Here is a 19,243-nt window from a genome sequence, read left to right on the forward strand (position 1 = left end):
TTGCAGGACCGCGCCCTCCTCTGCCGGGAACCGAAGTTCGCCGGCCGACAGGACCGGGGTGTCAGCTACCCCGTCCACGGGTCGCGGAATAACCGGATGCGCCAAGCGAACCCGGAGCGCGCGTTCTAGGGGGCAGCCGCCGCGCTGTCAAACCCCTGTCGTCAAACGCCGGCCTCTTCCAGCCGGAACCGGCGCAGCGCCCCGGCCAAGCCCGGTTCGCGCATCCGCCCGCCGGTGAACACCACCCGCCCCGGCGCCGCCACCGCGCCCGCCGTCGACGGGCCGATGAGCTGCACCACCCGCCGGGCGATCGCCGGCGCCGGATCGACCCAGCGCACCGGCCAGGGCGCAAGATCGCGGAACGCCTCGACCAGCAGCGGATAATGGGTGCAGGCCAGCACCACCGTATCGGTGCGCGCCCCCTCCGGCCCCTCGACGAAGCAGGGCGCGATCTCGGCGGCGATCGCCTCGTCGTCGATCGGATGGCCGCGCAGGAACGCCTCGGCGAAGCCGGCGAGCAGCGCCGAGCCCACCAGCGTCACCCGGCAGGCCCCGGCGAACCGGCGGATCAACTCGTGGGTGTAGTCGCGCCGCACCGTGCCCGGCGTCGCCAGCACGCTGACCCGCCCGGTCCTGGAACCCTCGCAGGCCGGCTTGATGGCCGGCACCGTGCCGACGAACCGCACCGCCGGGTGGGCCGCGCGCAGATGCGGCAGCACCAATGTCGAGGCGGTGTTGCAGGCCACCACCACCACATCCGGCTTGTGGAGGCGGATCGCCTGGCCCAGCACCTCCGCCACCCGCGCGATCAGCGCCGATTCCGCCATCGGCCCGTAGGGAAAGCCGGCATCGTCGGCGACATAGACGATGCGGGCGTCCGGGCGCGCGGTGGCGACCTCGGCCAGCACCGTGAGGCCGCCGAGACCCGAATCGAACACCAGGATCAGCGGATCGCGCAGCGCGATGGCGACCGGCGGCAGCGGCACGATGGTGGGGGCAAGGGGCGACGGCGCACGCCCGAGACTGCGCACCGTCCCCGGCAAGGGCTCGATCGGCATGGAAGCGGCCTCTACACTCCTCGTCTCGACCATCGCACAGCCATGGTCAACGGACCGTCAACGATCTTCGCATGGCTGTCGCGGCTTCTTCATCTTCGTCGTGCAGTAGGACTGCCCAGACCCCGCGACATGCCGGGAGTTTTTCGCTCCGCCGCAACGCCCTGCACGAATCTTGCGTACCGGCGGGCGGGCGCAGCCCACCCAGTCGAAGCCCTGCACCGGGCGGCAGCCAGAGAGAATCGGACACAGGTCATGTTCACCAAGATGACCCACCAGCAACGGGCGAGATGGACGCTGTCCTGGCTCTATCGGCTGGTTGTCAACGCCCTCGATTCCACACCGAACGGCCGCTTCCTGCTGCTCACGCCACCGGTCTTGGACCGGCAAGTCATCCTTGACCGGCGGACAGGGGCGACAATTTCCGTCCACATCCGCGACCTTATCGACCATCGCGTCGCCAAGCAGATCTTCGCCGACCACGACTACGCCATCGAGAAGTCGTGCCGGATGAAGGAAATGGGCGATTATTACGACAGGATACGGAAAGCCGGTAAGATCCCGCTGATTATCGACTGCGGTGGCAATATCGGCATGGCAACGCGGTATTTCTGCGAGATGTTTCGGGACGCGGCAATTGTCTGCATCGAGCCGGACGCATCGAACATCGCGATGGCCCGGCGCAACAATCCGTGCGACCGCGTGTCCTTCTTGCATGCCGCCATCGGTAGCGTCGATTCCAAAGCGAGAATGTCGGACCCGGGCACCGGGAACTGGGGCTTGCGGGTGGAGCACGCCGAGGACGGAGACATTCCCATCGTCAGCATGCGCACTGTGCTCGAAACCTACGATTCCGCGAAATACACGCCATTCATTATCAAGGTCGACATTGAGGGTTTCGAGCGCGATCTGTTCGCGCAGGACACCGACTGGATGGACGATGTGCCGCTGCTGGTCATCGAACTGCACGACTGGCTGCTACCCGGGCAGGCGACGTCGAACAACTTCCTGCGCGAGGTGGCCAAGCGGAGACGGGACGTCAATTTCAACTCGGAAAACGTCTTCTGCGTCTCCAACACCCTGCTGTAGACGGATTGCTGTCGATGATTTGACCCCATGACATCCGAACGGGGGGGCGGCGGCGGCTACGGCTGGAGTCCGTTGCGGACCGCACGCTCGCCCAGCGCCGCGACCAGCCGCTCGCCCAATCCCTCGGAGCCCCTCCCTTCCGCTGAGGCCCCCGTCACCGGCAGCACCACGACGCGATAGCCGCGCTCAGTGAGCCACGCCCGGCGGCGGGCGGCGCCGGCCGGCTCCTCCGAGCCGTCATCAAGCTCCAGCACGGTCTTTTCCGGGAACGACACGAAGTCGACGATGTGCGGGCCGATCGGCACCCGCCGCTTGTAGCCGCGACCGGCGAGCCGGCGGTCGGTGACGAGGCTCGCCCACACCACCCGCTCGGCCTCGGTCGGGTTGCGGCGCACGAGGCGCGCGAGGCCCCGCACCGGCGCGGTGACGCCGACCGTCGCCTCGGCGGCAACGAGGCTCCGGAGCGACACCGTCTCCCCGGCATTGAGCACGCCGCCCGCCGCCGGCCCCTTGCGGCCGGACACCAGCGCATCGATCACCCCGGCGAGCGTCTGCACGTCCTGCCGGGTCGGCGCCATGCGCAGGAAGATGTTGCGCAGGTTCACGCTCATCACCGGCCGCTTCTCCGGCGGGCGGTAGAACTCGACGCGCTCCAGCTCGTATTCCAGCCGGTCGAAGAAGGCGTGAAGCTGCTGGCGCGGCGCCGGTTCCGACAGGTCGGGCATGTCGAACGGCAGCGCGCTTCCGGTGGCGAGCTTGGAGACCTCATAGGCCATCAGCAGCACGGCCTGGGCGAGGTTGAGCGAGGCGAAGGCCGGATTGACCGGATAGGTGACGATGGCGTCGGCGAGCCCGACCTCGTCGCTCTCCAGGCCGTTGCGCTCGCGGCCGAACACCACGCCGGCCTTCGAGCCGCCGGCGATCTTCTCGGTGATCGCCTTGGCCGCCGCCTCCGGCCCCAGCACGGGCTTGGCCTGGGTGTGGCAGCGCGCGGTCGCCGCCACCACGAAGCCGAGATCGGCGATGGCGGCGCGCAGATCGGGGTAGAGCCGCGCGCTCTCCAGGATCGGGTCGGCCCCCGAGGCCGCCGCCTTGGCGCGCGGATTGGGCCAGCCGTCGCGCGGGTTCACGAGACGCAGGTCGGACAGGCCGAAATTGGCCATCGCCCGCGCCGTCGTGCCGATGTTCTCCCCCATCTGGGGCTCGACCAGCACGATGGCGGGGGCGGGAATGGCGAGCCAGGGGCGGGATTGGTCGGTGCCGGACATGATGCCCCTCATGCACCGGCCAATCGGCCGCGTCGAGTGGTCAGGGACCTTTGACCACCGGCTTGCCGGCCGCCTGCCAGTCCAGCATGCCGCCGCCATAGTGGTTGATATTGGTGGCGCCGGCTGCCTGGGCGGCCGCCAGCATGCGGGCCGTCCGCCGGCCGGAGCGGCACACCAGCACGATCGGCTTGTCCGACGGCTGGGCCAGCGTGCGCGGATCGAGACGCGACATCGGCATGTTGCGGGCGCCGGCGATATGGCCGGCGGCAAACTCGTCAGGCTCGCGGATGTCGATCAGTTCGATCGAGTTGTCGGCCAGATCCCGCTCCAGCGTGGCGCGATCGATCACGGTGGCGTCGGCCGGCCGCGCCACCGCGAACTGCGCCGCCGCCGGCCCGGCCCCCGGCCCGGCCGGCGCAGCCAGCACGACGGCGCAGGCGGCGATCGGCCACCAATGCTTCTGAAACATGCTCAAATTCTCCTCACTCGGCCGGCCCCAGGGAACGGTCCACCGGCCTTCCGCAGCGTGCGACCCTATGATAGAGCGCCCGGTGCCGGCCGCGTATCGGGGCAATGACACGCGCAGTCTGACCGCCGGCACTCCACCCCGACGGTTTGGGCGTTAAGGGCAACGTGAACATGGCGAAAATCAAGGTGACCGGCACCGTCGTCGAGCTCGACGGCGACGAGATGACCCGTATCATCTGGCACTATATCCGCGACAAGCTGATCCACCCCTATCTCGACGTGAACCTCGAATACTACGATCTGTCGGTTCAGCACCGCGACGCCACCAATGACCAGGTGACCGTGGACGCCGCCAACGCCATCAAGCGCCACGGCGTCGGCGTCAAATGCGCCACCATCACGCCCGACGAAGCCCGCGTCACCGAGTTTAACCTCCAGGAGATGTGGAAGTCGCCCAACGGGACCATCCGCAATATTCTGGGCGGCGTCATCTTCCGCGAGCCGATCATCTGCAACAACGTGCCGCGCCTCGTGCCGGGCTGGACGCAGCCGATCATCATCGGCCGTCACGCCTATGGCGATCAGTACCGCGCCACCGATTTCAAGTTCCCTGGCAAGGGCACGCTGACGCTGAAGTTCGTCGGCGAGGACGGCCAAGTGATCGAGAAGGAAGTGTTCAAGGCGCCGGGCTCGGGCGTCACCCTGGCGATGTACAACCTTGACGAATCGATCAAGGACTTCGCCCGCGCCTCGATGAACTACGCGCTGAACCGCGGCTATCCGCTCTATCTGTCGACCAAGAACACCATCCTGAAGGCCTATGACGGGCGCTTCAAGGATCTGTTCCAGGAAATCTACGATTCCGAATTCAAGGATGCCTTCGAGAAGGCCAAGATCACCTATGAGCACCGGCTGATCGACGACATGGTCGCCGCGGCGATGAAGTGGTCGGGCGGCTATGTCTGGGCCTGCAAGAACTATGACGGCGACGTGCAGTCCGACACCGTGGCGCAAGGATTCGGCTCGCTCGGCCTGATGACATCGGTGCTGATGACGCCGGACGGCCAGATCGTCGAGGCCGAGGCCGCCCACGGCACGGTGACCCGCCACTATCGCGAGCACCAGAAGGGCAAGGAGACCTCGACCAACTCGATCGCCTCGATCTTCGCCTGGACCCGCGGCCTGATCCACCGCGCCAAGCTCGACGGCAATGGCGACCTGCGTCACTTCGCCGAGACGCTGGAAAAGGTCTGCGTGGATACTGTCGAGGCCGGCTTCATGACCAAGGATCTGGCGCTGTTGATCGGCCCCGACCAGAAATGGCTGTCGACCACCGGCTTCCTCGACAAGATCGACGAGAACCTCAAGAAGGCGATGGCGGCCTGAGCCAGCCGCATCGGCTCAACGTCGCTCTGGCCAAGCGCAGCGCGAGCCGGGGTGACGGCGGGAAAGACCGTCGTCCCGGGCAAGGGCCAAAGGCCCGCGACCCGGGAGCGTGTTCAGGACGGGGTGCCTTTTCCGGATGACGATCCCGGCTCTCGCTTTCGCTCGGCCGGGATGACGACAGAGACCGAAAGGACGCGCGGTCGCGCGTCCTTTCCATTTCGGCGGCACGCCGGGCCGCAAGACCACGGACGGCAAGACCACGGGCTGCAAGACCACGGGCTGCAAGACCACGGACGGCAAGACCGCGGGCCGCGAGACTCGAAAACACCCGCTGTCGAAAACACCTGTTGCGGAATGTTTCATCCCGCTATGGGATGAAACAGCAAGGCTCAATTCCTGTCGGGCAACCGCCGCGACGTGCAGGACGACGGGCCTGACGAAAATCTGACAATCGAAGTTTGCCTGACAAGCGAAGTTTGCGTGGCAATGCCCTCCCCGCTGGATACCGGTTTTTATCGTGAAGCGCTGGTGTTTCTCGGCACCGCGGGCGTGGTGATTCCGCTGATGGCCCGCATGCGGGTCTCCCCGGTACTGGGCTTTCTCGTCGCCGGCCTGGTGCTGGGGCCCCACAGCCTGGGGCGGCTCGCCGAGAGCGTGCCCTGGCTGGGCTACATCGCCATCACCTCGCACGACACCGTCGACCAGCTCGCCGAGCTCGGCGTGGTGTTCCTGCTGTTCACCATCGGGCTCGAACTGTCGTTCGACCGGCTGTGGACCATGCGGCGCATGGTGTTCGGCTTCGGCATGCTGCAGGTGGCGCTGACGACGGCGGCCATCGGCGCCACCGCCTGGACGTTCGGCAACCCGTTCGACGCCTCGCTGGTCATCGGCGCCTGCCTGGCTCTGTCGTCCACCGCCATCGTGCTGCAGCTCCTGGCCGAGCAGCGCCGGCTCGCCTCGGTCGCCGGCCGTGTCATCTTCGCGGTTCTGCTGGCCCAGGATCTGGCGGTGGTGCCGATCCTGTTCCTGGTCGTCGTGTTCAGCAAGGCGGCGCCGGATGGCGCGGTGGCCGCGCTCGCCGGCCAGTCGGTGCTGCTCGGGCTGATGCTGGCGCTGCTGCAGGGCGCAGCCGCGGTCACCATCATCGTCGGCTTCGGCCGGGCCATCCTGCGGCCGTTCTTCCGGCTGGTGGCGCGCACCCACAATCGCGAGCTGTTCATGGCCGCGATTCTGTTCGTTGTGGTCGGCACCTCGCTCCTCACCCATTTCGCCGGCCTGTCGATGGCGCTGGGCGCCTTCCTCGCCGGCCTGCTGCTGTCGGAGACCGAGTTTCGCCGCGAGGTCGAGGTCGATATCGAGCCGTTCAAGGGCATGCTGCTCGGCCTGTTCTTCATCTCGGTCGGCATGCGGATCGATCCGCTCGGCGTTGCGCGCGAACCGCTGCTGCTCGGCCTCTCCATTCTTGGCATGGTGTTTCTCAAGGTGGCGGTCGTCGGCGGGCTGGCGCGTCTGTTCCGGCTCTCCTGGCCGGTGGCGGTGGAGGCAAGCCTGCTGCTGGCCGGCGGCGGCGAGTTCGCCTTCCTGGTGCTGGGCCTTGCCGGCAGCGGCGGCCTGCTGCCAGCCGATATCGAGCAGTTCATGCTGCTGGTTGCCTCCGGCACCATGATGCTGACACCCTTCCTCGCCCGGCTCGGCCGGCAGGCTGGCCGGCAGGCCCGCCGCGCCGCGGCTATGGCCGACGGCCATGGCGAGCCGGCGCCGGCCGAGGTTGGCCGCACCATCGTGGTCGGCTATGGCCGCGTCGGCCGGCTGGTCTGCGAGCTTATCGAAGGCGAAGGCCGCGCCTTCATCGCCACCGACCGCAACGCCGACATCGTCGCCAGCGGCCGCAAGGCCGGCGAGCCGGTCGTCTATGGCGATGCGACGCGGCGCGAATTCCTGCGCAAATGCGGACTCGCCGACGCGCCGGCGGTGGTGGTGACCATGGACGACCCGATCGCCGCCGAGCACGTGGTCGCCGCCGTGCGGGCGGAGCGCACCGACGTGCCGGTGGTGGCGCGGGCGCGCGACGCCGCCCATGCGGCACGGCTGTTCCGGCTCGGCGCCACCGACGTGGTGCCCGAGGCGCTGGAAGCCAGCCTCGACCTCGCCAGCGCCGCGCTGCAGACGCTCGGCGGCTCGCGCGACGAGGTGCACGAGACCATCCGCGCCAAGCGCGAGCTGCTCAAGGCGCCGCTGCGCGCCGGCCGGCCGGCGGAGTGACGGCGCGCCGCACCGGCATCCTCAGCCCGCGGCCAGCGCCTCGCCGATCGCCTTGAGCGCGACGTCCGACTTGGCGCCGTCGGGCCCGCCGGCCTGCGCCATATCGGGCCGACCGCCGCCGCCCTTGCCGCCCAGCGCCTCGGCGCCCTTGCGCACCAGGTCGACCGCGTTGAACTGGCCGGTCAGGTCGGCGGTGACGCCGACCACGAGGCCGGCCTTGCCATCCTCGGCCACGCCGACAATGGCCACGACGCCCGAGCCGATCTGCTTCTTGCCCTCGTCGGCGAGGCTCTTGAGGTCGCGCAGCTCGATGCCGTGCACGGTCTTCGCCAGCAGCCTGGTCGAGCCGACGGTCTGGATGCCGTCCGCACCCCCGCCCCCGCCCATGGCAAGCCGCTTCTTGGCCTCGGCAAGGTCGCGCTCAAGCCGGCGGCGCTCGTCCATCAGGCCGGAAATGCGCGGCACCAGCTCGTCGAGCGGCGCCCGCAGCTCGGCCGCCGCCGCCTTGGCGGTGCCGGCCAGCCCGTTGGTGTGCTTGCGCGCCGTGCGCCCGGTCATCGCCTCAATGCGCCGCACCCCGGCCGCCACCGCACTGTCGCCGAGCAGCGTGACGAGGCCGATGTCGCCGGTGCGCGCCACATGGGTGCCGCCGCACAGCTCCACCGAATAGGGCGCGGCATTGCTGCCGGGCGCGATCCCCATCGACACCACCCGCACCTCGTCGCCGTACTTCTCGCCGAACAGCGCCCGTGCGCCCGAGGTGATCGCCTCGTCCACCGCCATCAGCCGCGTCACCACCGGCGCGTTCTGCAGGATGATGTCGTTGGCGATGTCCTCGACCTTCTCCAGCTCCTCCGCCGAGATCGGCTTGGGGTGGGAGATGTCGAAGCGCAGCCGGTCGGGCGACACCAGCGAGCCCTTCTGGGCGACGTGGTCGCCCAGCACTTGGCGCAGCGCCTCGTGCAGCAGATGGGTGGCCGAATGGTTGGCGCGGATGGCGCCGCGGCGGTCGTGATCGACCGCGAGTTCCACCGGCAGGTTCGCCTTCAGCCGGCCATGCTCGACGGTGACGGCATGCACGAACAGGTCGCCAAGCTTCTTGTGCGTGTCGGTGACGCGGGCGCGCGCCTCGGCGGCGCTCATTGTGCCGGTGTCGCCGACCTGGCCGCCGGATTCGCCGTAGAACGGCGTCTGGTTCAGCACCACGAGACCGCTCTCGCCCGCCTCCAGCGCCGCCACCTCGCGGCCGTCCTTGACCAGCGCCCTGACCACGCCCTCCGCCGTCTCGGTCTCGTAGCCCAGAAACTCGGTGGCGCCGACCCGCTCGCGCACCGCGAACCACACCGCCTCGGTCGCCGCCTCGCCTGAGCCGGCCCACGCGGCACGCGCAGTCTCGCGCTGGCGCTCCATCGCCGCCTGGAAGCTCTCGGTATCGACGCCGATGCCGCGCGACTTCAGCGCATCCTGGGTCAGATCGAGCGGAAACCCATAGGTGTCGTAGAGGGTGAAGGCGACCTCGCCCTTCAGCGTCTCGCCCGGCCCGAGCCGCGAAGTTTCCTCGTCGAGGATCGCAAGGCCGCGCACCAGCGTCTTGCGGAAGCGGGTCTCCTCCAGCTTCAGCGTCTCGGTGATCAGCGCCTCGGCGCGCAGCAGCTCCGGATAGGCCTGCCCCATCTCGCGCACCAGCACCGGCACGAGCCGCCACATCAGCGGATCCTTGGCGCCAAGCAGTTGTGCGTGGCGCATGGCGCGGCGCATGATGCGGCGCAGCACGTAGCCGCGGCCCTCATTGGAGGGCAGCACGCCGTCGGCGACCAGGAAGGCCGAGGCGCGCAGATGGTCTGCGATGACGCGGTGGCTCGCCTTGTGGGCGCCGTCCGGCTCGACGCCGGTCGCCTCCGCGCTAGCCCGGATCAAGGCACGGAACAGGTCGATGTCGTAATTGTCATGGGTGCCCTGCAGCACCGCCGAGATGCGCTCCAGCCCCATGCCGGTGTCGATCGAGGGCTTGGGCAGCGCGATGCGCTCGCCCGGAAGCTGCTCGTACTGCATGAAGACCAGGTTCCAGATCTCGATGAATCGGTCGCCATCCTGATCGGCCGAGCCGGGCGGGCCGCCCGGAATGTGGTCGCCATGGTCGTAGAAGATCTCCGAGCATGGGCCGCACGGACCGGTATCGCCCATCGCCCAGAAATTGTCGGAGGTCGGGATGCGGATGATGCGGCTGTCGGGGAGGCCGGCGATCTTCTTCCACAGGCCGAACGCCTCGTCGTCCTCGGAATAGACGGTGACCAGCAGGCGCTTCTCGGGAACCTCGTAGACCTTGGTGATCAGGTTCCACGCCAGCTCGATCGCCCGGTCCTTGAAGTAGTCTCCAAAGGAGAAGTTCCCGAGCATTTCGAAGAAGGTGTGATGTCGCGCAGTATAGCCGACATTGTCGAGGTCGTTGTGCTTGCCGCCCGCCCGCACGCACTTCTGCGCAGTCACTGCGCGCTGGTAGGGCCGCTTCTCGACGCCGGTGAAGACGTTCTTGAACTGCACCATCCCGGCATTGGTGAACATCAAGGTCGGATCGTTGCGCGGCACCAGCGGCGAGGACGGCACGATGGCGTGCCCGGCCTTGCCGAAGAACTCAAGAAAGGTGGACCTGATCTCGTTGACGCCGCTCATCTGGCAACTCATCTCCGGCGCGGCACGCCCCAGGCGGCCGTTGGCTTCCCTGCACATCTAGCGGCGCCCCCCGCCCCTGTCCAGAAACGCCCGAGCCTGACCTTCGCCACGGCCTCATCGCCACCACCGCGAAGGCACGATCCCCTGTCGAGCAGGACGACGCGCGCCAAAGCGAAAGACAAATCGTCACAAAGACATAGCCAGCCGATTGCGCAGCGCCGCGGACGGCTTCGCCATGCCGGCAGTCGCGGAAAGCCCGCGCTCGCCGCTCACACATAGGACGGCATCCGCAATGCCCGTCGCGCACGCCCGACAAGGCACGAAACAGAAAATGCCCGGGCCATGCCAGCCCCCAACGCCCGGCGGCGCGGCGCCTTCATCCCCGGCGGCCTGGATGTCCGGCGGCCCGTTCGAGCCAACCGTCCGAGCCCGCGATTTCACCCTTCGGCGGCGTCCTCGCTGTCCTCGCCGCTCTCGGGGGATCCGAGGATCTGCTCGGCGATCAAGCCGGCATTCTGGCGGATGGCGGCCTCGATGCGCCCGGCAATATCCGGATGCGTCTTGAGGAAGCCCTTGACGTTCTCGCGGCCCTGGCCGATGCGCTGGCTGTCATAAGAGAACCAGGAGCCCGACTTCTCGACCACGCCGGCCTTGACGCCGAGGTCGATCAGCTCGCCGGCCTTGGAAATGCCCTCGCCATACATGATGTCGAACTCGACCTGCTTGAACGGCGGGGCGAGCTTGTTCTTGACCACCTTCACCCGCGTCTGGTTGCCTACCACCTCGTCGCGCTCCTTGATGGCGCCGATGCGGCGGATGTCGAGGCGGATGGAGGCGTAGAACTTCAGCGCGTTGCCGCCGGTGGTGGTCTCGGGCGAGCCATACATCACGCCGATCTTCATGCGGATCTGGTTGATGAAGATCACCATGCAGTTGGAGCGCGAGATCGAGGCGGTGAGCTTGCGCAGCGCCTGACTCATCAGCCGCGCCTGCATGCCCGGCTGGCTGTCGCCCATCTCGCCTTCCAGCTCGGCACGCGGCACCAGGGCCGCCACCGAATCGACCACCAGCACGTCGATGGCGCCCGAGCGCACCAGCGTGTCGGCAATCTCCAGCGCCTGCTCGCCGGCATCGGGCTGCGAGATCAGGAGGTCGTCGAGATTGACCCCAAGCTTCCTGGCATAGATCGGGTCGAGCGCGTGCTCGGCATCGATGAAGGCGCACACCCCGCCCTTCTTCTGGGCTTCGGCGATGGTGTGCAGCGCCAGCGTGGTCTTGCCCGACGATTCGGGGCCGAAAATCTCGACGACGCGGCCCCGCGGCAGGCCGCCGATGCCGAGCGCGATGTCGAGCCCGAGCGAACCGGTGGAGACGGTATCGACCTCCAGCGCGGCGGTGCCCTTCCCCAGCCGCATGATCGAGCCCTTGCCGAAGGCCCGCTCGATCTGGGTGAGCGCGGCGTCCAGCGCCTTGGTTTTGTCCATCGACGAGCCTTCGACCAGTTTGAGCGAGACCTGAGTCACCGTACGTCCCCTTATGGCATGCGCCCGCGCGCCGTCCAAACCGCCAGAGCATTTTCCGCAAGAGCGGATACCGGCTTTGCGGAAGAAATAGCGACAAACCAAAACCTTGAGAGGCGCCGAACCGTTTGGTTCAGGCCGGCGGCCGCTCTGGATGAGCCCCTACCCCCGCTCCGCTGCCGCAACCCGCCGACAGCGGAAATGTACACGATTTGTTCGAAAGAACAAGAGGAGAACGGAACAAAAGTCCGGTCAGTTGCGCGGACGTTCCATCAATGGACTCTTAGCCCGTCTGCCGATCCGCTTGAGCCGGCGATTGCTCCAGGTCTTTGATGTGTCGCAGTCTCTTGCGCAAAACCGGTGCCCACTTTTGTGGAGACTGCTCCAGCACGTCTGCCGAGCCGCTTGAACCGGCGGCCGCTCGAAGCCTTCGATCCGACGCGGTCTCTTACGTAAACCGATATTCATTTTGCGGAGAGTGCTCTCTGGCCGGGCTGTCCCGCCGGGCGGCGGCCTCCGGCAGAGCGGCTGGCAAGCGTCCGCTCGAAACCCGGCGCGCATGACCAGGACAAGGCGCAGCCGGGACAAGGCGCGGCCAGGACGAGGCGCAGCCGGGACAAAGCCAAGCAGGGACAAGACCAGACCAAGACGACGCGACGTCGGTCTTCCGTTCCGCAGCGTCTGAGCATCGCGAACAGGAGGCGGACCCCGGCCGATCAAGCCGAGGATCCGCATGGCGATCGCCGCAAACGAGATTTTCAATGCGGATTTACGGCGAAGGTCTTTGCGGGATCATGACATGATCCCGCAAAAACGCGATCACTTGTAATAGCCGACCGCGCAGGTCTGGTCGCCGACCTTGGTGACGAACGACACCTTCTGCACCGGATCGGTGGTGCCCGGCCGCGGCCACATATATTCGACCTCGCCGATCTTGCCCTCGGCGGCGACGGCATAAATCTGCTGGCCGAGCGCCTTGCCGGTCTTGTCCTTGAGATCCTTCAGGCTCTTGCCAGTGAGCGTCGGGTGTGCGGTGAAGTTGCCGTCCGGGCCGCCGCAGAACGGATAGAGGTCGCGGTCCTTGAACCCGGCCTCGCCTTTGGCGAACTCGGAGAGCGCCTTGGCCTTGTCGGCCTTCAGCGCGGCGACCGCCTTCTCCAGCATGGCCTTGGCCTCGGCAGCGGTGCCGAAATCGGCGGCATAGGCCGGCACGGCGAGCGCGAGCGCAAACACAGTTGCAAGAGCGAGACGTCCTGATTTCATCGCGTGACTCCCTATTGGTTCGTTCTTGATCGCAGGTCTTCGACTGCGGGGGCAAAGCGATCCTAGACGAAACCATTGGGAAGGCATCTGCGTCTTTGGTCGCGTGCCGCCGCCGGCACCCGGCGCCGCCGGCGAGACCTATGTCCTTTCGTCATCCGGTTTCCGGGCGGCGGCCAAAAGGCGGGCAGAGGTCGGGGCCCACAGGGTTTCGGGGCCGGAACGGCCGTCCTCTACGCCGCCATCGTCTCCTTCACCGCCTCGACGAGCTGCTTCAGCGTGAAGGGCTTGGGCAGGAAGGCGAACTGCTCGCCCTCGGGCAGGTTCTTGCGGAACGCGTCCTCGGCATAGCCGGAGACGAAGATCACCTTGAGGTCGGGCCGGCGGCTGCGCAGCTCGCGCAAGAGGGTCGGGCCGTCCATCTCCGGCATCACCACGTCGGAGACCACGAGATCGATCGAGCCGGCGTGGTCGGCGAACAGGTCAAGCGCCTCGATGCCGGAGGCCGCCTGCAGCACGGTGTAGCCGCGCGAGGTGAGCGCGCGCGAGCCGAACGCCCGCACCGAATCCTCGTCCTCGACCAGAAGGATGGTACCGCGCCCGGTGAGGTCGGCGGCCTTCGCCTGGGCCGGCTCCTCCACCACCGCCGGCGCCTCGGTGGCAATGTGGCGCGGCAGGAAGATGCGGAAGGTGGTGCCGACCCCCACCTTGGAATCGCAGGAGACGTGGCCGCCGGTCTGCTTGACGATGCCATAGACCGTCGACAGGCCGAGCCCGGTGCCCTTGCCCACCTCCTTGGTGGTGAAGAAGGGGTCGAAGATCTTGTCGAGGATTTCCGGCGGCATGCCGGTGCCGGTGTCGGTCACCTCGACCAGCACGAAGTCGGCCGAGGGAAGCTGCGGATCGCCGAAGGTCTTGGTCTCGGCCGCCGGCACATTCGCGGTACGCACGGTGAGCTTGCCGCCGGTCGGCATGGCGTCGCGCGCATTGACCGACAGATTGACCACCACCTGCTCGAACTGGTTGACGTCGATATAGACCGGCCACAGGTCGCGCCCGTGCCGGATGTCGAGGCTCACCGTCTCGCCCAGCAGCCGCCGCAGCAGCATGGTGACCTCGCTCATCGCGTCGCCGAGCTGGATCACCTGCGGGCGCAGGGTCTGGCGGCGCGAGAAGGCGAGAAGCTGCCGCACCAGGCCGGCCGCCCGGTTGGCGTTGTGCTTGATCTGCATGATGTCCTGGAAGGACGGATCGGTCGGCCGGTGGCTCTCCAGCAGGAAGTCGGCGTGGCCGATGATGGCGGTCAGCACATTGTTGAAGTCGTGCGCCACGCCGCCGGCGAGCTGGCCGATCGCCGTCATCTTCTGCGACTGCGCCACCTGGGTCTCCAGCGCCCGCTGCTGGGTGGTCTCGATGGCGTAGACGATCGCCGCCTCCTGGTCGCGCTCGTCCTCCTCCACCGGCACCACATAGAAGCGCACCGCGCGGCCGCCCAGCATGCTGGCATCCACCGGGGCGATGTCGCCCTTGCCGTCGGCGGCAGCCTTGATCGCCGCCTCCAGCGCCGGCCGGTCGGCCTCGGCGAGGCCGGTCAGCACCGAGCGCGTCTCGCCGCCGGGGCGTACCTCGACCGGGCCGCCGAACAGCCGGGCGAACAGCGCATTGACGCGGGCGATGCGGCCCACCCGGTCGACCGTGGCGATCGCCATCGGCGTCGAATTGAAGAAGCGCGCGAACCGGACCTCGGCGGCGCGCGCCAGGTCGGCGCCGGCCCGCCCGCGCGAGCGGTCGAGCACCAATGTGCGCGAGGCGCCCGCCGTGCCGTCCGGCGCCACCGCCACCTTGTGGTGGAGCCGCACCGGCAGCGGCTCGCCGCTGCGGCGCTTGAGGTCGATGTCGATCACCTCGGTCTTGACCTCGCCGGCGCTGCCGGGCTGGGGCGCCAGCAGCGCCACGCCGGGACCGGGCAGGATGTCGGAGACCTTCAGCCCGCCGGTGGCCACCTCCGCAAAGTCGTAACCCAGCCACTCGGCCAGCGTGGCATTGATGTAGACCAGGGTACCGTCGGGCTCGGCCGAGAAGAAGCCGGCCGGGCCATGGTCGAGATAGTCGATCACCTGCTGGAGCTGGACGTAGGCGTCCTCCTGGCGCAGCCGCTCGCGCGTCACGTCGGCGACCGTCCAGGCGATCAGCTTGGCCAGCCGGCCCTGCGTGCCGGCCGGGCGCACCTTCAGCCGCAGCCAGCGCCCGGCTTCGCCCTTGCGTCCGACCGTGCGCACCTCCTCGGACGCCGCGCGGCCGCTCCGCGCCGCCTGGGCGAGGCGATAGATCACCTCCGCCACCTCCGGCTCGGAGGTGTAGAGCCGCTCGACCGGCACCACGTCGTCGGACGAGGTCGCCCCGGCGAGTTCCAGATAGGCGGCATTGGCGTAGAGCACGCGGCCGGAGGGGTCGACCACCACCATGCCCTCGGCCGAGCCGTCGATCAGCGCCTTGGTCAGGTCGAATCGGCCCGAACGGCCGGCGAACTGCAGGATGCCGGCGGCCACCGCGAACAGCGCGAACACGCCCATCACCGCCAGCAGCGCCAGCAGCCCGATCACCCACGGCTCGGCATCGTCGCGGCCGATGAACAGGAACGACACCACCGCCGCGACCATGGCCAGCGCGATCACCACGACGAGACCGATGGAGCCGGCGGCGTCGCTCCTGTCGACGGCTTCCAGCATCTCGCCGCTTCTTTCGTCACCGATGGTCACGACCCGCCCCTTTCGACGGCACTCGCGCAGTCTCCGCACGCCCGGGAGCCGGTTTTGCGCAAGGAATCCGACAAAAAATACGATAAACGATTACGCTCAACTTGCCGACCCGCCGGGGCAGGCCGGAAACGGCGCAGGCTCCTGCCCTGCGCCCACGTCCGGCCCCTCTGCGCCGGTTGGTCGCCCGCAAGTCGGCCGCCGTCCGCCGTGCTCTAGCGCACAATCGGCCCGAGTGGAATCCGGTCGCGCGCCGCCTTCGCCCGGCTGCCGCCCGAGTTTCCAAACGGTCTCTCAGGACGGCCGCCAGCGCCGGCGCAGGCCGAGCACGTAGCCGATCACTTCCGCCACCGCCTTGTAGTGCTCGGGGGTGATCTCCTCGTCGAGCCCGACGCTGGCATGCAGGGCGCGCGCCAGCGGCGGGTTCTCGACCACCGGGATGTCGTGCTTCTCGGCCTCCTCGCGGATGCGCAGCGCCAGCGCATCCACGCCCTTGGCCACGCACACCGGCGCCGTCATGCCCTTCTCGTACTGCAGCGCCACCGCATAGTGGGTCGGGTTGGTGATCACCACCGAGGCCTTGGGCACTTGGGCGATCATCCGCTTCTTCATGCGGCTCTGGCGGATCGACTTGATTCGCGCCTTGACGTGGGGATCGCCTTCGCTCTGCTTGAACTCCTCGCGGATCTCGCGCAGGCTCATGCGCAGCCGCTGCCGCCAGCTCGTCCACTGATAGAGATAGTCGAGCACGGCGACGACCGTCATCACCGCGATGACGCCGACGAACAGCTTCAGCGACAGCGCCAGGGCCAGCTCGGGCAGCGTCGCGACGTCGGAGGCCACCACCAGCGCCAGCCGGTCGCGCTGCGGCCACAGGATGGCATAGAGCACGCCGCCGACGATCCCGATCTTGACCAGCCCCTTGAGGAACTGGACCAGCGCCTCCTTGCCGAACAGCCGCTTCAGCCCGTTGATGGGCGAGATCTTGGAGAGCTTGGGCGTGATCGGCTCGGTGGTCCACAGCGGGCGGTGCTGGACCATGTTGGAGGCGACGCCGGCCAGCGCCATCAGCATCAGCGGCAGGCCGACCGCCCGCATGGTCTCGCCGGCCACCTGGATGACGAAGCGCGTCAGCCCGCCGCCATCGGCGGGGATGGCATAGGCGTTCGAGAGGATGCCGCGAAAGCTGGTCGTCAGGCTTTCGGCGGTGCTCGGGCCGAATACCAGGAGCATCAGCGCGCCGGCGCTGAGCACGAACCAAGTATTGACCTCCTGGCTCTTGGCGACGTCGCCGCGCTCGATCGCCTCCTCTATTCGCTTTGGGGTTGGCTCTTCCGTGCGCTCGGTGTCGTCGCCGCTCTCGGCCATGGCGGCCTCCCCTCAGCGCCCGGCCAGCATGCCGAGCACGCCGCCGAGAAAGTCGACATAGACGCCCATCATCGCCCCGACCAGCGCCAGCAGGATCGCGAATCCGGCGAAGATCGACAGCGGCATGGCCAGGAAATACACCTGGAGCTGCGGCATCAGCCGCGCCAGCAGCCCCAGCCCGACATTGAACACCAGCCCGAACAGCAGGAACGGCGCGGACAGCTGCACGCCGATGCGGAAGGCGTCGGCGACCATCCGCACCGACAATTGCAGCGCATCGCCGGTGACCGGCGGCAGGCCGGGCGCAAAAACCTTGTAGCTGTTGGCGATGGCGGCGATGGCGACGTAGTGCAGGTCGCTCGCGAACACCAGCGTGACGCCGAGCAGCGCCAGGAACGTGCCGAGCAGCGCCCCCTGCTGCGCCTGGGTCGGATCGACCGCAGTGACGAACCCCAGGCCGAGCTGGTTGGCGATGACCGTGCCGGCCACCTGCAGCGACGCCATGGCGACGCGGGCCGCAAGCCCCAGCACGAAGCCGATGGCAAGCTCGCCGAACAGCATGAACACCAGCGGGCCGAAGCTGGACAGCTCGACCTGGTAGGCGCCGCGGTGCAGCGGAAACAGCATGAAGGTCATCAGCACCGCCGCGGCGAGGCGCATCCGCACCGGGATGTTGCGCTCGCCGAACCCCGGCAGCAGCATCATCAGCGTGCCCATCCTGGCGAACATCAGCACGAAGGCGGTCGCCACCACCGGCAGGAACGTGAGGCTGACCGTCATTGCGCCGCCTTCCGTCCGCCGTTACCCGCGTGCCGCGCCCTCAATGTCCGGCGATGATGTGGGCCGCCACCCGCGCCATGTGGGCGGACAGCATGTCGCCCATGAACGGCAGCGCCACCAGCATCACCGCGAACATGGCGATGATCTTCGGCACGAAGACCAGCGTCATCTCCTGGATCTGGGTCAGCGCCTGCAACAGCGAGATGACGACGCCGACGGCGAGTCCCGCCAGCATCATCGGCGCGCACACCCACAGCAGCGTGAGGATGCCGTCGCGCGCCACGTCGAGCACTTCCGGTCCGGTCATGGCGCTGCCCTCTAGAGCATTTTTCGCAAAAGTGGATACCGGTTTTGCGAAAGAAAATGCGACGAACCAGAAACTGAGAGTGTCCGACCTGATACGGTCAGATCGGATAACGCTCTGGAGCATTCTCCGCAAAAGTGGAAAGCGATTTTGCGGAAGAGAATGCGACAGCGCAATAACTTAGAGCGTCCGCCCGGTTCAATCAGATCGGCGGATGCTCTAGCGTGCGGGCGCCGATCAGATCGGCATCTGCATGATTTCCTGGTAGGCCTGGATCACCTTGTCGCGGATCGACACCAGCGATTCGATGGCGACCTCGGTCTCGGCGACCGCGGTGACCACGTCGACGAGATCGGCCTTGCCGGCCACCAGCGCCTGCGCCTTGTGCTCGCTGGCGCGGCCGGCGGCCATGGTGTTGGCGAGCGTGTTCTCCAGCATGGCGCCGAAGCCGGTGGACGCGGAATCGTCAAGCCCGGCGCCGTGGTCGCGCAGCGGCATGCGGGTATGATCGCCGGTGTTCGCCGCGCGGGCGGCGGCGGCGTAGGCGTTGGCAACGAGGCTGGCAGTCGACATGGCGAGGGCTCCAAGAGTTTAGCTGATACGCAACTGATCGATCGGAAACGCAGTGCAGCCTGCTTCAGACACGCAGCAGGTCGAGTGTTCGCGAGATCATCCGCCGCGTTGCGGAAACGACATTGAGGTTCGCCTCGTAGCTCCGCTGCGCCTCCTTCAGATCGGCCGTTTCGATCAGCGAGTTCACGTTGGGATACTGGACGTAGCCGCTCTTGTCGGCGGCCGGGTGGCCGGGCTCGTGGCGGCTGACGAACGCGCTCTTGTCGCGCTGCACCCGGCCGAGCGAGACGACCTGGGCCTCGATCTCGCGGTCGAACTTCGACTCGAACGTCGGCACCTTGCGCCGATAGGGCTGGCCGCCGGATGCGCCCGCGGTCGAATTGGCGTTGGCAAGGTTCTCGGCGATGATCCGCATGCGGCCGGCCTGCGTCCGCAGTCCGGATGCTGCAATGCTGATCGATTTCATGAAGTCCATGACGCCTTA

The 19,243-nt window shown here is 67.8% G+C and carries 15 protein-coding genes; 3 read left to right on the top strand and 12 right to left on the bottom strand.

The genetic code is table 11. The annotated features are described in order from the left end of the window. Window positions 1–161: 161 nt before the first annotated feature. Complete coding sequence (gene murI, locus F1193_RS04435) at window positions 162–1,058, bottom strand: glutamate racemase (RefSeq protein WP_150096465.1); 897 nt, start codon at window positions 1,056–1,058, stop codon at window positions 162–164. A gap of 252 nt (window positions 1,059–1,310) precedes the next feature. On the opposite strand from murI, the gene F1193_RS04440 reads away from it, so the two are divergent. Beyond that, window positions 1,311–2,144: an FkbM family methyltransferase gene (locus F1193_RS04440; protein ID WP_170263354.1), complete on the top strand. Its 834-nt coding sequence runs from the start codon at window positions 1,311–1,313 to the stop codon at window positions 2,142–2,144. Window positions 2,145–2,200: 56 nt separating this feature from the next. On the opposite strand, the gene F1193_RS04445 is transcribed toward F1193_RS04440, so the two are convergent. Together F1193_RS04445 and F1193_RS04450 are read right to left on the bottom strand one after the other, a co-directional pair. After that, window positions 2,201–3,412 (bottom strand): TrmJ/YjtD family RNA methyltransferase, encoded by a 1,212-nt coding sequence (locus F1193_RS04445; RefSeq protein ID WP_150096467.1) that lies wholly within the window; start codon window positions 3,410–3,412, stop codon window positions 2,201–2,203. Between the two features lie 40 nt (window positions 3,413–3,452). Beyond that, window positions 3,453–3,881: a rhodanese-like domain-containing protein gene (locus F1193_RS04450; protein WP_150096468.1), complete on the bottom strand. Its 429-nt coding sequence runs from the start codon at window positions 3,879–3,881 to the stop codon at window positions 3,453–3,455. Window positions 3,882–4,051: 170 nt separating this feature from the next. Here F1193_RS04450 and F1193_RS04455 point away from each other — a divergent pair, with 170 nt between their 5' ends. Together F1193_RS04455 and F1193_RS04465 are read left to right on the top strand one after the other, a co-directional pair. Continuing rightward, window positions 4,052–5,266: an NADP-dependent isocitrate dehydrogenase gene (locus tag F1193_RS04455; protein ID WP_150096469.1), complete on the top strand. Its 1,215-nt coding sequence runs from the start codon at window positions 4,052–4,054 to the stop codon at window positions 5,264–5,266. Between the two features lie 486 nt (window positions 5,267–5,752). Continuing rightward, window positions 5,753–7,528 carry a cation:proton antiporter domain-containing protein gene (locus F1193_RS04465; protein WP_150096519.1) on the top strand — a complete coding sequence of 592 codons (1,776 nt, stop codon included), beginning with the start codon at window positions 5,753–5,755 and terminating at the stop codon, window positions 7,526–7,528. A 21-nt stretch (window positions 7,529–7,549) separates the two neighbouring features. Here F1193_RS04465 and alaS read toward each other — a convergent pair whose 3' ends face one another. From alaS to flgC, 9 genes are all read right to left on the bottom strand, one after another. Beyond that, entirely contained in the window at window positions 7,550–10,198 is a 2,649-nt protein-coding gene (alaS, locus tag F1193_RS04470; RefSeq protein WP_150096471.1) for an alanine--tRNA ligase, read from the bottom strand. 437 nt (window positions 10,199–10,635) lie between these two features. Then, complete coding sequence (recA, locus tag F1193_RS04475) at window positions 10,636–11,682, bottom strand: recombinase RecA (protein WP_150096520.1); 1,047 nt, start codon at window positions 11,680–11,682, stop codon at window positions 10,636–10,638. Window positions 11,683–12,537: 855 nt separating this feature from the next. Then, entirely contained in the window at window positions 12,538–12,981 is a 444-nt protein-coding gene (locus F1193_RS04480; protein WP_150096472.1) for a cache domain-containing protein, read from the bottom strand. A 230-nt stretch (window positions 12,982–13,211) separates the two neighbouring features. Then, the gene (gene cckA, locus F1193_RS04485; RefSeq protein ID WP_150096521.1) at window positions 13,212–15,707 is read right to left on the bottom strand and encodes a cell cycle histidine kinase CckA; all 2,496 of its coding nucleotides are present in this window, start codon (window positions 15,705–15,707) and stop codon (window positions 13,212–13,214) included. 321 nt (window positions 15,708–16,028) lie between these two features. Further along, entirely contained in the window at window positions 16,029–17,102 is a 1,074-nt protein-coding gene (gene flhB / locus F1193_RS04490) for a flagellar biosynthesis protein FlhB (protein ID WP_150096473.1), read from the bottom strand. A 12-nt stretch (window positions 17,103–17,114) separates the two neighbouring features. After that, window positions 17,115–17,882 (bottom strand): flagellar biosynthetic protein FliR, encoded by a 768-nt coding sequence (gene fliR, locus F1193_RS04495; protein WP_150096474.1) that lies wholly within the window; start codon window positions 17,880–17,882, stop codon window positions 17,115–17,117. Window positions 17,883–17,922: 40 nt separating this feature from the next. Continuing rightward, window positions 17,923–18,189, bottom strand: coding sequence for a flagellar biosynthesis protein FliQ (gene fliQ, locus F1193_RS04500; protein WP_150096475.1), 267 nt, complete (start codon window positions 18,187–18,189; stop codon window positions 17,923–17,925). A gap of 234 nt (window positions 18,190–18,423) precedes the next feature. Beyond that, on the bottom strand, window positions 18,424–18,759 hold the full coding sequence (gene fliE, locus F1193_RS04505) for a flagellar hook-basal body complex protein FliE (protein WP_150096476.1): 336 nt from the start codon (window positions 18,757–18,759) through the stop codon (window positions 18,424–18,426). 64 nt (window positions 18,760–18,823) lie between these two features. After that, window positions 18,824–19,234 carry a flagellar basal body rod protein FlgC gene (gene flgC / locus F1193_RS04510; RefSeq protein WP_150096477.1) on the bottom strand — a complete coding sequence of 137 codons (411 nt, stop codon included), beginning with the start codon at window positions 19,232–19,234 and terminating at the stop codon, window positions 18,824–18,826. Between the last annotated feature and the right edge of the window lie 9 nt (window positions 19,235–19,243).

Origin of the sequence: Blastochloris sulfoviridis, from assembly GCF_008630065.1 — a bacterium.
In the GTDB taxonomy this organism is placed as follows: Bacteria; Pseudomonadota; Alphaproteobacteria; order Rhizobiales; family Xanthobacteraceae; genus Blastochloris; species Blastochloris sulfoviridis.